Origin of the sequence: Vibrio sp. Sgm 5, from assembly GCF_026241575.1 — a bacterium.
In the GTDB taxonomy this organism is placed as follows: domain Bacteria; phylum Pseudomonadota; class Gammaproteobacteria; order Enterobacterales; family Vibrionaceae; genus Vibrio; species Vibrio jasicida.
In genome coordinates this window covers 1-13,728 of sequence record NZ_JAPHPY010000014.1, presented here as the reverse complement: position 1 = coordinate 13,728, position 13,728 = coordinate 1, and the positions used below count along the sequence as shown (strand labels likewise).

The following is a 13,728-nucleotide window of genomic DNA, read 5'->3' as shown; positions in this document are numbered from 1 at the left end:
TGCCCAACAAGATGAAAAAACTACTCGTTATTGCACTCAATCTTGTCATTCTTGGTGGCGCGGCTTGGTTCGGCTATCAGAAGTTCGAAGAGTATTTTAATAACCCTTGGACTCGAGATGGCCAAGTTCGTGCCAATGTCATTAAGGTGGCGCCAAGAGTCTCTGGCCCTATCGTCAATGTCACCGTGCAAGATAACCAAGAAGTAAAGAAAGGCGATCTGCTATTTGAGATCGACCCTACTACTTACGAAGTTGCCCTCTCACAAGCAGAAGTGGCATTGCAAAAGTCTATCGTCAGTTCACGCGGCAAGAAGATAGAGTACGATCGTTTGAAAGACATTCGTGCTAAAGACCGCGGCGCAGTTTCTCACAAAGACTTAATCCGCCGTGAGATCACCTACGAAGAGTCACTGCTGCAAATCAAATCCGCTGAAGAGCAATTGAAATCAGCTCGTTTGAACCTTAGCTACACCAAGATTTATGCCTCGGTTGACGGTTTTGTCTCTAACCTTGATATCCGCGACGGTACACAAGCCGTTGCGAACCAACCTTTGGTTGCCCTTATCGATAAAGACAGTTTCTGGGTATTTGGTTTCTTCCGTGAAAACCAATTAGCGCAAATTGCTCCGGGCAGTGATGCGCGCGTTACTCTGATGTCACACCCAGACACACCAATCGATGCCACCGTCGATTCTATCGGTTGGGGTATCGCCCCAAAAGACGGCACCGTGGGCTATAACCTTCTGCCTAACGTGAACCCGGTATTCCAATGGATTCGCCTAGCACAACGTATTCCTGTTCGAGTGTCATTGCATGAATTGCCGGAAGACGTTGATCTGAGATTCGGGCTTTCCGCTTCCATCATGGTGATGAAGGACTCATCACAAGAACAAGAATAGGAGTTAAACAGGCAAACCATGGCTATTGGAAAAAAACTCAAAAACATCAATGAAGAAAACAACTTCTTCTACCTGACGTTAGCGCTTATCGGTCTGTTGATCGGTGGTGCGTTTGTACAAGTCGTAGGGGAAGGTGCAATGGAGCATCTTCTGCAAGGCTTCACCATTCTGACTTTCATCGTTTGTATGGCGAGTCTGCGTTTTGATAAGAACTGGTCACGCTTCCTTTATACCTTGTTAGGTACGTGGATCGTGGTCATTGCCATCAAAGCAGTATTAGGCATCAAAGAGATGGACGTAGTGATGCTCGCCCTAACCTTCGCCTTCTTCTTTGGTACGTTTAAATCGATTGCAAGACAGATTCTTTTCACTGGACATGTGAACACCAACAAGGTGATTGGATCTGTTGCACTCTTCTTGCTGCTCGGTCTGATGTGGGCAATTGCTTACCTCATTCTGCTGGAGTTTTCCCCAAACTCATTCACTGGGATGGAAGCCATCTCATGGGGCCAAAACTTCTCTAACGCAGCGTATTTCAGTTTCGTCACTCTAACCACTCTCGGTTATGGCGACATCAGCCCTCTAACACCTTTGGCGCAAGTCGTCGTGTATCTAGAGGCCATCGTAGGCGTGTTTTATATGGCGATTGTTGTTTCAAGTCTCGTCAGTTCCAACATTGAACATCAGGTAAACAAAAATGGATAAACAATCGGTAAAAATCGAAAGTAAGGTTTTCATCAGTAACATGGTGGAATCTGCAATACGAATCGGCTTGATCTTGATCTTGCTGATGTTTACATACGACATCATCAAACCTTTCATCCTTCCGGTGATTTGGGGTGCCATCATTGCCGTCGCTCTGATGCCAATCTGTAAAAAGCTGGCAAAAGTGTATGGTGGTAAACGTGGCCTCGCTGCAACGACCATCGCCTTGCTGGGTATCGCGCTATTGGTTACACCTTTAGTCATGGTATCGGGTTCTATTGTCGATGGCGCAACGCATGCGCTGGACGTACTGCAAAGTGGTGACATTAAGATCCCAGGTCCAAAAGCATCGGTAGCAGATTGGCCTTTGGTCGGTGACAAGCTTTACGAAGTATGGACACTGTTTGCAACCAACCTAGAAAAAGCAATCCAAACCTTTATGCCTCAAATTAAGGCAGGTCTGACTTCTCTGCTTGGTATGGTCGGTGGTGCACTGGGTAGCTTACTACTATCAATCATCTCTCTAGCGATTGCTGCTGGCTTTATGACTTACTCTGAGTCTCTAGCATCTGGCTTGAAAACCATCGCGGTTCGTACTGCGGGTGATAATGCGAAGAGCTGGACAACGCTTATTGCAGCGACCATCAAGAGTGTGTTGCTTGGCGTTGTTGGTGTAGCAGCCATTCAGGCTCTATTAATTGGTGCGGGGTTCTTCATCTTTGGCGTTCCGGCTGCGGGCTTACTAACACTAGTACTGATGATTCTTTGTATCGCACAGCTACCTGCTCTATTGGCAGTACTGCCAGTCGTTGGTTACATGTACATGACGCAAGACACCAGCACAGCAACCATGTTTACGGTTTGGGTTGTGGTTGCAGCGCTATCTGAAAACCTATTCAAACCAATGTTGATGGGTCGTGGTGTGGATGTACCAATGCCCGTAATTCTACTGGGTGCAATCGGCGGTATGTTGTTCTACGGCATTGTCGGCCTATTCTTAGGTGCGGTTATTCTAGCGATTTGGTACGAGCTGTTCGTGTGGTGGTTGAACATTGAAAAAGCGCAACAGCAGCAAGAAGCGTTAGAGGAAAATGCCGAGCGAGATTCCAGACAAAACGAAGCCGGACACGGCGCTGGTATCTAATCGTTCTATCAATTGAAACAAACCGCTGCTTGCAGCGGTTTGAGCTATTTGGCTCACAGTTTCATCGACGCGAATAAGATTAAAATGACGTTCTTGTTAAATTTTCATACTTCTTACATTCGAGAGTTGCAATAAAGCACTTTACGATGCACTCTCGGTGACCACAAATGACAGTGCTTAGGATAAAAACAATGAAATTGATCAAGCCTTTAACTTGCGCGCTTGCTCTTGCTATGAGCGGAATGGCATTCGCGGATGTAACCGTAAATGTTCCTGACGACGTTTCAGTTTTGGCCGCAAACGGCGAAAAAGTAAAACTATCTGGTGGCTTCTTTGCTTCGGAAAAGAGCTTCACTCTACCTGACGGCGTAAACCAAGTTGTGTTCCGTTACGCGCCATATTTCAGCCAAGGTAATGACCGCCTAAGTGTTGAGAGTGACGTGATCGTAACGCGTTTCGACGCGACAGATGCAGAGCTGACTCTACAACTGCCGGAATACCGCGACCTTCGTGAAGCCGAAAACAAAATCAAAGATCTAGATTGGAAACTGGTTGACGCTTCTGGCAACGCTATCGCAGTTGAGCAAGACAAGCTTATGAAGCCTGGTATGCAAATCGGTCGTGACTACGTTCGTGAAGTGGAAGATTACAACAAAGCTGGCGGTGTTGCGGCAGTTGGCGTTGTAAGTGCTGCAGTAATTCAACCAGCAACACTTCCTGCAAAGATCCCAGCGGACATGAAGCAAACTAAACCTGCGACCATGAAAGTCGATTCAACAGCTGAAGAGATGCTGCACTTCTGGTACCAAAAAGCAGACGCAGAAACACAAGCGCGCTTTAAAGCGTACATCAACCAGCAATAAGCACGTTGATTTAGTCACGTACAGCTAAATGCAAAAAGCCACACTCGAATGTGGCTTTTTTAATATCAGAATGTATACGCCATGGTCAGCATCGGCCCGTAAAACCGATAAGTGACATCCAATGCTGATTTGTCACTTTCATAATCAACGCCCACCTCATAATAGTTGAATGACCCCGTCATGCTGAACTGATTGGTAAAGAAGTATTTAGCGCCCAAATCGAATTCCAACAAGTAACCCTCAATATCATCGACGGCTAGGTAGAAGACTTGGGCGTGACTTTTCAAAATCCAATCAGGACTCAGCGAATACTCAGCTCGAATACCTAAGTCTGGTAATGGCGCTGTGACATCATTTAAAACCGCATCATCAACAAACATCACTGGGATTTCATCCACTCCACTCACTTTAGCACCGAGCTTGCCATCTAAACCCAATGACAGCCACATTACGTGCAACCCAGCCAATACATCCACCGCCCATTTATCGCTGGTATAAAATTGGTAACCGTAACCTAGGCGTGCAATATCAATATTCAGCTCTGTTGTAAGCTTTGAACCAGCCTGAACAGCATACGTTGTTCCATCTATCGTCACTTCGAATGGCTTGGTCACCGCCGTTCGGGTGGCTTCTCGATGCAAACTTCGCCAGTCTGCGTACACGCTGTGTTTGGGGTTAAAGTAATACTCCAACTCCACATAAGGCAGCACAGTAAACTCTTTCAAATCGAGATCCGATTCAAAATCGATAGTGCGTATTTGATCGAGATAAGGGTCGTAAGCGTTGAGTTTCGTATCGGTACGGGAGAAAAACCCACCGGCTTCAATCTCCCATTCACCCGCAGAAGCAACCGAAGAGAATAGTGCAGCGAAACAAACCGCCTAGCCAGCTTTGTTCATCATCCTTGATCCTAAGCGATTGAATTTATGTCTGAAGAAAGTGTAGACGTTAGAGGAGGGTTGTGGAAAGGTGAGTCACTCGCAACTCTGTATGAAACAGGCGAAATCCGAGATGTTTTAACAGTTCACAACTTTAGTTCCGGAAATTAAATCGTGCAGTAGTCGCCTTTGCGGGTGAAGAATCAGCAACAACAAATTCACTAACGGCGTATATGGAATAAGCATTTCTATCAAGTAGCCCATGCATAATCGCAATGAAGCAGTGACTTTCGTCGTATCATGGCCATTACTCATCACCACTTTAATCCCAACCAAACGCATGCCAATTGTCTGGCCGTCACGCAATAGGTTCCAATTCATCATCATTAACATCGGAATTGTTAGGACGTAGTTTGCTTTGGTCTCATTAACGAGTTGAAGATTTTCACGAAAAGAAAGTTCGAAGCCATTAATGAGGGAGTTGATCGTGAGAGCAATAAGTAGCACTATCCCTGTCACAAGCATTAAATCAATCAGCCCACCAATAAATCTGCGCCGTTTACTGGCAATTGAACACCACATACTTCCCCCCTGAAATGCAAGCTGATGCATTCTAGGGATGGACCACAAAGTGCTCAATTGTGAGATGTGATATTTGTGAACCTCTCTCAGAAGTGAGATGGATTAAAAATCAGTCAAAGCTTACCAATACCTTTCGTAAATGATATTGCCACCCGTTCTCGCTCGGTATTTATCAAGCCCTAATTCTTGCAGTACTGGAGAGGTGTCTTTGATCATCTCTGGATTACCACACATCATCACAAAGCTGCTTTCTTTAGAAAACGGTAAGTCAGCGCGATTAACGAGCTCTCCCGACGCAATCAGATCTGGAATACGGCCTTGAAGCTGACCCGGAATACTCTCACGGCTGACAATCGGTACATAACGAAGACGACCTTCATATCGCTGTTGGAGCTGCTCTATCAGGTATTTGTAAACTAAATCTCTTTCGTAACGCACACCATGCACCAGCACAATATGATCGCTGTGTGGCAGTAGATTGATGTCGTCTAACAAAGAGAGAAATGGACCAATGCCTGTGCCCGTGGAAAGCAGCCATAGATCGTTTGCGTGTTTGGGAATGGTATCGTGGATCAGATCGCCATGGGCCGTTTCACCAACATAAATGCTATCGCCGGTTTGAAGCTGCTGTAGCCTTGGCGTCAATTGCCCTTCTGGGTTCGCGACGACTAAGAATTCAAGCCATTCAAACTGCTCACTGGGCGCATTTACTACCGAGTATGCACGGCTAATGGGATTGCCCTGTTCGTCGAGCAAGGCCAGTTTGGTAAATTGTCCGGCTTTGAAGGAGAGAGGCGCTCCGGAAACTCGTAGACTGAACAGCTCACCTGTCCAGTCGATTCGTTTTTCTACTTTGGCAAGATTGAAACCTTTCAGTTCTGTCATTGGACATCTCCTTTTGGTTACGCTTACTTAAACCTACGCCTCACAACTGACTATGTAAAGTTTTTAGTTTACAAAATAAGCATCTAATTCATTTCACATTTCACATACAATTTTATTACATTTTAATCAATTCCATCTAGAATAAATACTCAAAGTGATAAGTCACTTGGCAAATTGCGGCAACGGTGATGAAAAAGGAATATGAGTAATGGATACGTTATTAAAAGAATTCCCAGTGATTACGGAAATCAAAGTCGCTTGGGGAGAGATGGATGCCCTGCAACACGTCAATAATGCGGTGTATTTTCGTTACTTCGAAACTGCGCGTTTGGACTACTTCAACAAGATTAATCTGTTGGTAGATTTGCAGACGTCTCACATCGGTCCGGTTTTAAGTGAAACCCAGTGCCGCTACAAACTACCCGTTACGTTTCCAGATACGCTTTTGATTGGCTCACGCGTAATCGACATGCAAGAAGATCGCATCACGATGGAATACCAAGTGCTGAGTAAGAAGTGGGGCAAGATTGCGACCATCGCGACCGCCACTGGTGTGATGTTTGATTTTAAGAACAATGTGAAAGCCGCGATTCCAGACCACGTTCGCCAGTCGATTTTAGACTTGGAAGGCACCGTGGGCAGTACGCATCATTTGGAGTAATAAAGAGGCGAGAAGCGAGAGATTAGAATCGAGATTCCCGACTGCGCTCCTTCGTCGCTATCGGGAATGACGCAGAGGTACTCTTCCAGCCTATGCGATGAGAAAAGTTGTGTCATTCTAGCGAGCCATCCGGAATATCTCTTTTAGACGTGCACCAAATCCAATTAGCAGAACGTCTCGATGTACAGCGCTTCCACTTTATCTCTTGCCCACTGCGTTTTGCGCAGGAACTTCAACGACGATTTGATTGAAGGATCTTTCTGAAAACAATTAACACGAACGCGCTCATGCATTCCGTTCCACCCAAAGTGCTCAACTAAACGGGTAAGGATTTTCTCTAAACTCAACCCGTGAAGTGGGTTATTCGGCTGCTGTTGGCTCATGCTATTGATCCGGTAAAGTGAAGTTGCGCGCTAATCTAACTCAAACTCGCCGTGCAACCTAATGTTTTAACCTTGAATTGCCCTGCGACTCTCCCCTATAGTAGCCCAAACTTCTTAAAAGCCCTTTTCATTATGAAAGCCCTCAACGATCTGAATATCTTTGTCGAAACCGCACGCCAAGGCAGTTTTTCGAAAGCCGCCAACAGCATGGACATGACACCAGCAGCCATCAGTGCATCGATCAAACGTCTTGAGGGACAAATAGGCTTTCCTCTGTTTGTGCGATCCACTCGCAGCCTTCGCTTAACGTCGGAAGGTGAGCTGTTCTTAGACAAAACCACCCAAGCACTCGCAACGCTGCAAGAAGGGTTAGATCAGATCTCAAGCGCACGTGGCGAGTTATCTGGTCAGCTGCATATCACTGCGCCATCTGATTTTGGTCGCAACATGCTGCTTGATTGGGTTGATGAATTTATTGATGTTTACCCAAACGTCTCTATCAAGTTAGAGCTGTCTGATAGCTTAACCGATATGTACACCAAGCCCGTCGATATCGCGATTCGCTACGGTGAACCTGCTGACTCTAACCTCGTCGTATTGGCATTGTGTGGCGCAAATGAGCGAATCCTGTGTGCCTCTCCAGAATACGTCGCAAATAATCCTGTGCTGACCAAACCGGAAGATCTAAACCAACACAACTGTTTGTGTTACATGGTGGCGGATTCGGTTTACAACAAATGGACGCTGACTCGCGGAGACGAAACAGAACAAGTTGTCGTGAGTGGCAAGCTACTTAGCAACGACAGTGACTTATCCCATCGCTTAGCAATCAAAGGCAAAGGCATCGCCAACAAATCACTGATGGACATCAGCCAAGATTTGATTGGGGGAAGATTAGTAAGAGTATTACCTGAATGGGATTGTGGTCCAGTACCGTTATACATGGTGTGCGCTGATCGTCGTTTGCTGACGCCAACCATTCGCACCTTCCGTGAATTCATTCATGAAAAATGCTGCCAGCAACGTAAGAAAGTGCTTGCAACATTCTGCTCAGAAGGTTAGCCGACGAACGTCATTGGGCGAATCTGAGAATATTCAACCCAGTCGTTATCTTCTAGCGTCGAGATAAACTGTGCGATATGTGGGCTTTGTAGGTGCTTATCTAACGCTTCTTGCGATGCCCAAATTTCTTGGAACATAAACAAGCCTTCGATCTTTTGATCCAAATACAGTTCGTATTGGCAACACCCCTCTTCTTCACGAGAAGGTTCTAGTAGACCAGAAAGTAAGTTGGTTACGTTGTCGATACTATCTGGGTACGCTTTAATTTCTGCAACTAAATGAATCATCTATATCAACTCTATTGATTATGAGGTTATAAATTGCGCAGGAAAAATCGTTTAGAACAAGGCGTGAACTGCGGTAACTAGTGGGTCTAATTACAAAGTTCAAAACGAAGTTATCAACGATTTTAACCAGCAAGGAGGATTAAATAATTGATAGAGTTGATATCAAATCTCAGTAAACACAGAGCTTTCTTCCCAGCGTGACTTCGGCGTCTTGGCATTGAAGTCATCTTCCGCGTGGTAGCCAAGCGGTACAATCACAACGCCAGTGTAGCCTTTTTCACGTAGACCAAATTCTTCATCCAGCACTTTCGGGTCAAAACCTTCGATTGGCACCGCATCAATTTCTAGCGTTGAAGCACCCAGTAACAATGTACCCACGTTGAGGTAAACCTGTTTCTCCATCCAATGATTGGCGTCTTTCAGGTCAAAACGGTGCATGTTCACAAAGTAACTACGACCGCCACGTACCGCTGCTTTTGCCTCTTCGGTTGGGAATCGACCGTCTTTTTCTTCCTGCGCCAATAGCGCTTCGATGTAGTCGTTATCGATGTCCGTTTTAGCACAGAACACCAACACGTGTGATGCGTTTAGGATCTTCGCAGCATTGAACGCGTAGTTCTCTTGTGCTGCTTTTGCGATACGTTGCTTGCCCTCTTCTGTGCTTGCCAGAATGAAGTGCCACGGCTGAGAGTTCACACTCGATGGACTAAAACGAATCAGCTCTTTGACTGCGTCGATCTTTTCTTGAGGCAGCTTACGAGTTGGGTCAAAGACTTTGGTTGAGTAGCGAGATTTAGCAGCTTGAACGATGTCCATCGGGTTCTCCAGTCGAGTAGTTTATGCTGGTTATCACTTTAACCTTATGAGTTACAGGGAAAAACCGATTTCAGTTAAAAACATCTTCAAAATAAATTTGAAAATCGCCGATGTAACAAGCTTTGAGCACTCTCACTGAAGCAACACTCGGTTTAAGCAATAATGTCGCCTTTGCTCCGTTACCGAACCACTTTCATGCTGCCTCAAGACAACATCATCACGCCCTTTCTCTGCAAAAAACTCGGGCACAATCACCTAAGAATTGCTGGCGAATATTGGCACATTGAAAAGTTGGTTGCCTTGCAATGTATGATGTTGCAAGAGGCACCGACTCTGCGTGAAGGTCTGTTGTGGTGGAGCAAAAGCGTTTCGCTGTTCGACCGTCGCTTGTACATTGTTTTCGAACACAGTGATAACCAGGTTCAGATGCGGCTAGAGTGCCGAGCTACCGAGATGCCAAGCTGGGCAGAATCGGTTTATGACTTGCTGCTGATGCAATTAGAACAGCTAGGTTTGAATAAATCTGTGCACATTCAACTTCACAGCACTGAGCTTTATTCTGCTCATTTCGAACTAGAAGAAGAAACCAACTCAACGCAAAACTCGGTCATGTTCGACTTGGTAAAACATGTTTATTTACTGCTGTCTCACCAACCAATTGAACAGCCAGAATTATTGAGCGTGCTTAATGCTCTGTTCGTCAAAAACAGCAATTACGCACTGAAATTAGACCAAGCCGCGCTGCAACTGGGCGTATCCAAGCGCACCTTGCAACGTCGCCTGCAAGAAAAACAAATGAGCTATTCGCAATGCGTCGACTTCGCCAAGAAAAAGCACGCATTAGCTCTACTCGCAGACACTCAACTCACAACGCAGCAAATCGCCTATCAGTTGGGTTATGAGGAGCCTTCCAACTTCCACCGAACTTTTCGCCGTTGGTATCCGTTTTCGCCAATGCAATATCGCCAGCAGTGCTTGGATAACCGCACTCATCTCAACAACCAACCCATCCGCTTGTTCTACGCCAAAGCGAACACTCTAGCCGATAACGACATTGACCAACCCGTCGGTAAAATCTGGATGGAAGTGGATAACATTGCGTTTGAAAAAGTGGTCTCCGTTGAGTGTCGAGACCGTGATGGCACGTGGCGTCACTACCCAGCCTTCTTTGAGCGTTTCTTGAATAATGGCACCGAACTATGGGCGACAACAGAGCTTCCTGTCGCTCATCCACTGACGTTTAGACTGTGTTATGAAGTCGATGGTGAACGCTACATTGATAACAACCACCAGCGCGGTTACGTGGTTTCTAAAGGGCTTTTAATTGGCGCAACGGAATACATTGTCCCGACAAGGCAACTTATCCAACTCGGCACTCAGTACACCTTGTTTGTGGAACTCGCGTGTCGATTAAAAGACGTGGCGAAGATCGATTGCTACGTGGGTAATGCGCCATCTCCGCACACAATGAGCCAAACTCAGAATGCAGAAGATTACACATGCTGGGCGCTACAACTTCCCCTCCCCCAAACGGCTAAACAGTGTCGATTCCGACTCTATGATCATTCGGGTAATGAGTTAGCCAAAGACCATTACCCGATTCAATACCCAATTGTGCAACCACTCAGTTAAATATGTAGCACAGTTCAAATTCAGCACTTCGTGACATCATTTCACGTCTCTTTTGGCGTGAAATGACACTCTCAGTTTCAAACCTTTGATTTATCGTTTCCGCATTGCTGCATAACGGAGACAAAAACCGTGTTTGAAATCTTACCTAACCATATGAATAAAATAAAAATACTCCCTCTTGCGATCGCCCTAGCTCTTTCTGGCTGTGGTAGCGATGAAACTACGCCAACCGATACAGGAAGCCACGTGGCATCTCCTGATTGGCAAGACCAGATCATTTACTTCTTGATGATCGACCGTTTTAACGACGGCGACAACACGCTTAACGATCAAGGTCAGAATGAGTACGATCCTACCTCAGACAAGAAATTCAGTGGTGGTGATCTTGTTGGTGTCAGCGACAAACTGGGTTACATCGAAGACCTAGGCGCAACCTCTATCTGGATTACGCCGCCAGTGGCAAACCAATGGTGGGACGCAGAACAAAACTACGGCGGCTACCACGGCTACTGGGCGCGTGATTTCCAAAAAGTGGATGAGCACTTTGGTGACATGGAAAGCTACCAAGCGTTAGCGCGAGAAGTGCACGCTCGTAACATGTTCTTGATTCAAGACATCGTGACCAACCACGTAGGTAACTTCTTCACTTACGATGACCCATACAATTACGATCCTAGCCTACCTTGCCAAGGTTTCCGTTTGATTGAAAATGCGCTGCCAGCAGGGCAAGAACTGCCTTATCCGCTCAACATGAATGAGTGTAAAGAAGACGGTACTGGCATTTACCACTGGACGCCAAGCATCACCGACCACAACGACCCAGTACAAGAAAAAACCTGGCAACTGTCGGATCTGGATGACCTAAATACGTCCGATCCTGAAGTACGCGCTTATCTAAAAGAGAGCTACCGTAAATGGATCCGCGAAGTGGGCGTTGACGGTTTCCGTATCGATACCGTGAAGTTTGTTGAGCACGATTTCTGGAACGACTTCCTGCACGCCGACGATGGTGTGATGACTCAAGCGGTTGATACTGGTCGCGATAACTTCCTTACCTTTGGTGAAGTCTTCGAAACATCTACGCCTTACAACACCGAAGGCGAAGAGAAGATGCTGACTTACATCGGTGAAAGCGGCTCACCGGAGCAGTTAACCTCGGTGTTGAACTTCCCATTGCAAGCAACCATGACACGCGTGTTTGCAGCAGGACAACCGACCGATTACTTACGCTTCCGTCTTAAGAAAATGATGGAGATGTTCCCGAATCCATACATCATGCCGAACTTCATTGATAACCACGATATGCCACGTTTTCTATCGCAAGGTAGTGTCAACGATATGAAGCAAGCGCTGATTACCATGATGGCGGTACCGGGCATTCCTGTGATTTACCAAGGTACAGAACAGGCGATGTCAGCAGCGCGCGATGCGATGTTTGCTGGCGGTTACCGAGAAGATGGCGACTACGTAGATTCATTCGATCAAAATAGCGAGATGTACTTGTTCATCCAAGAGCTTGCTAAGTTACGTACCGAAAACAAAGTCATGACACGCGGCGAAATGAAAGTGATTGGCAGCGATAAAGCTGGTGCCGGTGTGTTCGCCTTTACCCGAACGTTGGATAACGACGAAGTCTTGGTGGTAATGAACACATCGAATTCCCCGATGTTGATGAACCAACTCGATGTAGAGCAAGCGGGCGGCACCGTCTTCCAACAACAAATCATGTCAAATTGGGCAGACGCTCCGGAGCAGCTAGTCGCCGATGAAAACGGTCACGTAACCCTTGAGCTACCAGCCAAATCTGCCGTGATTTACTCAAAAACTAACGATACCCAATCGGTAGATACCCCAGACCTCAACATCCAACTGGCACAGGATTGGGAAGGACAAACCATCACTGATGACATCGTGATTGTTGGTACTGCTAACGCAAACGAGAAATTAAACCTTGTCGTAGACGGTAATCTAGAAACCGCACAAGCCATTACCGTGGGTGCTGACGGTCAATTTAGCGTGACTTTATCTACCCGTCACTTTGCGATTGGCGAGCAACAACACCGCTTCGCGATTTACTCCACGGAGAAAAAAGCAGGCATTGAAGATGTGAACTTTGTGTCGGACTTAAGCTGGTCAAACACACCAGACGACACTATTGATGATGCAGGTGATGCACAAGATGGCATGGGCGGTCCTAACGGTAACTACTCGCTACCAACGGATCCAACTTTCGATAAAGACAACAGCCAACTCGCAATCAACAAAGCCGAGGTATTTACCGTCGGCAGCAACGTGCGCTTGACCTTCACCATGGACAAGATCACCGATACTTGGTTACCGCCAAATGGCTTTGACCACGTTGGTTTCACCATCTTCATTGATTTACCGGAAGAAGCGGCAACCAACCTAACGGAACTGCCTAAGATCAACGCTTCTATGCCAAGCGGAACATGGAGTCGCAATGCTGTGGTCTTCGGCTGGCAAAGCTCGATTTACAACACCCAAGGCGCAAACGCGACAACATGGGGCGAAGCAGTAACGCCGGCACCAATGGTGACGGTAGACAAAGCCAAAAACACCATTTCGATGGACTTCGCGAGTGACGCACTAGGTCGACCTGATTCACTGGATGGCATTCGATTCTATGTGACAACTTGGGACTTGGATGGATTGTCTGCCACTTACCGTCCACTTGAACAAGACAAAGGTCCTTGGAACTTCTCTGGCGGCGCTTCGGATGAGAGCAAGATTTGGGATGACTTACCAATCATCACCTTGTCTGAATAATCACTGAAACCGCAATAAACGCGAAATTTGTCCCAACTGTAAAGCAAAAAGCAGCTCACATTCGAGCTAATGCCAGTCAGTTAAGCTGACTGGCATTTTTCTTTTTCCAGATTGGATACTTTGCTGATTTGTAACGGAGAACTC

Annotated in this window: 13 protein-coding genes and 1 pseudogene; 8 read left to right on the top strand and 6 right to left on the bottom strand. The window is 46.4% G+C overall.

The genetic code is table 11. From position 1 onward, the window contains the following. The first annotated feature begins 11 nt into the window (after positions 1-11). The 4 genes from OQJ86_RS10015 (at position 12) to OQJ86_RS10000 (ending at position 3,611) form a co-directional block, all read left to right on the top strand. Positions 12-899: an HlyD family secretion protein gene (locus OQJ86_RS10015; protein ID WP_105067832.1), complete on the top strand. Its 888-nt coding sequence runs from the start codon at positions 12-14 to the stop codon at positions 897-899. A gap of 18 nt (positions 900-917) precedes the next feature. Beyond that, positions 918-1,604, top strand: coding sequence for a potassium channel family protein (locus tag OQJ86_RS10010; RefSeq protein WP_038869040.1), 687 nt, complete (start codon positions 918-920; stop codon positions 1,602-1,604). After that, positions 1,597-2,748, top strand: a complete 1,152-nt coding sequence (locus OQJ86_RS10005) for an AI-2E family transporter (protein WP_038869038.1) — start codon at positions 1,597-1,599, stop codon at positions 2,746-2,748. Before OQJ86_RS10010 ends, OQJ86_RS10005 begins: the two co-directional genes overlap by 8 nt. A gap of 191 nt (positions 2,749-2,939) precedes the next feature. Then, positions 2,940-3,611 (top strand): DUF2057 domain-containing protein, encoded by a 672-nt coding sequence (locus OQJ86_RS10000; RefSeq protein ID WP_265987620.1) that lies wholly within the window; start codon positions 2,940-2,942, stop codon positions 3,609-3,611. Between the two features lie 65 nt (positions 3,612-3,676). Here OQJ86_RS10000 and OQJ86_RS09995 read toward each other — a convergent pair. The 3 genes and pseudogenes from OQJ86_RS09995 to OQJ86_RS09985 form a co-directional block, all read right to left on the bottom strand. Beyond that, positions 3,677-4,513, bottom strand: a pseudogene (locus OQJ86_RS09995) (hypothetical protein). A 114-nt stretch (positions 4,514-4,627) separates the two neighbouring features. Next, entirely contained in the window at positions 4,628-5,071 is a 444-nt protein-coding gene (locus OQJ86_RS09990) for an RDD family protein (protein WP_038869181.1), read from the bottom strand. Between the two features lie 120 nt (positions 5,072-5,191). Beyond that, on the bottom strand, positions 5,192-5,956 hold the full coding sequence (locus OQJ86_RS09985) for a ferredoxin--NADP reductase (RefSeq protein WP_038881555.1): 765 nt from the start codon (positions 5,954-5,956) through the stop codon (positions 5,192-5,194). A 208-nt stretch (positions 5,957-6,164) separates the two neighbouring features. Here OQJ86_RS09985 and OQJ86_RS09980 point away from each other — a divergent pair, with 208 nt between their 5' ends. Beyond that, a complete protein-coding gene (locus tag OQJ86_RS09980) occupies positions 6,165-6,617 on the top strand; it encodes an acyl-CoA thioesterase (protein ID WP_005453229.1) in 453 nt (150 codons plus the stop codon). Between the two features lie 164 nt (positions 6,618-6,781). Here the strand turns inward: OQJ86_RS09980 and OQJ86_RS09975 are convergent, their stop codons facing one another. Further along, positions 6,782-7,000, bottom strand: coding sequence for a VF530 family protein (locus tag OQJ86_RS09975; RefSeq protein WP_265987618.1), 219 nt, complete (start codon positions 6,998-7,000; stop codon positions 6,782-6,784). A gap of 132 nt (positions 7,001-7,132) precedes the next feature. Between OQJ86_RS09975 and OQJ86_RS09970 the strand changes: the two genes are divergently transcribed. Next, the gene (locus OQJ86_RS09970) at positions 7,133-8,062 is read left to right on the top strand and encodes a LysR family transcriptional regulator (protein WP_104036205.1); all 930 of its coding nucleotides are present in this window, start codon (positions 7,133-7,135) and stop codon (positions 8,060-8,062) included. On the opposite strand, the gene OQJ86_RS09965 is transcribed toward OQJ86_RS09970, so the two are convergent. Continuing rightward, positions 8,059-8,349, bottom strand: coding sequence for a putative quinol monooxygenase (locus tag OQJ86_RS09965; protein WP_005436210.1), 291 nt, complete (start codon positions 8,347-8,349; stop codon positions 8,059-8,061). The two genes, OQJ86_RS09970 and OQJ86_RS09965, sit on opposite strands and share 4 nt — an antisense overlap. Positions 8,350-8,511: 162 nt before the next feature. Further along, complete coding sequence (locus OQJ86_RS09960; protein ID WP_039977563.1) at positions 8,512-9,165, bottom strand: oxygen-insensitive NAD(P)H-dependent nitroreductase NfsB; 654 nt, start codon at positions 9,163-9,165, stop codon at positions 8,512-8,514. A 195-nt stretch (positions 9,166-9,360) separates the two neighbouring features. Here OQJ86_RS09960 and OQJ86_RS09955 point away from each other — a divergent pair, with 195 nt between their 5' ends. Then, positions 9,361-10,797 (top strand): helix-turn-helix transcriptional regulator, encoded by a 1,437-nt coding sequence (locus tag OQJ86_RS09955; RefSeq protein WP_265987682.1) that lies wholly within the window; start codon positions 9,361-9,363, stop codon positions 10,795-10,797. A 129-nt stretch (positions 10,798-10,926) separates the two neighbouring features. Continuing rightward, positions 10,927-13,584 carry an alpha-amylase family glycosyl hydrolase gene (locus OQJ86_RS09950; protein ID WP_265987616.1) on the top strand — a complete coding sequence of 886 codons (2,658 nt, stop codon included), beginning with the start codon at positions 10,927-10,929 and terminating at the stop codon, positions 13,582-13,584. Positions 13,585-13,728 lie beyond the last annotated feature (144 nt).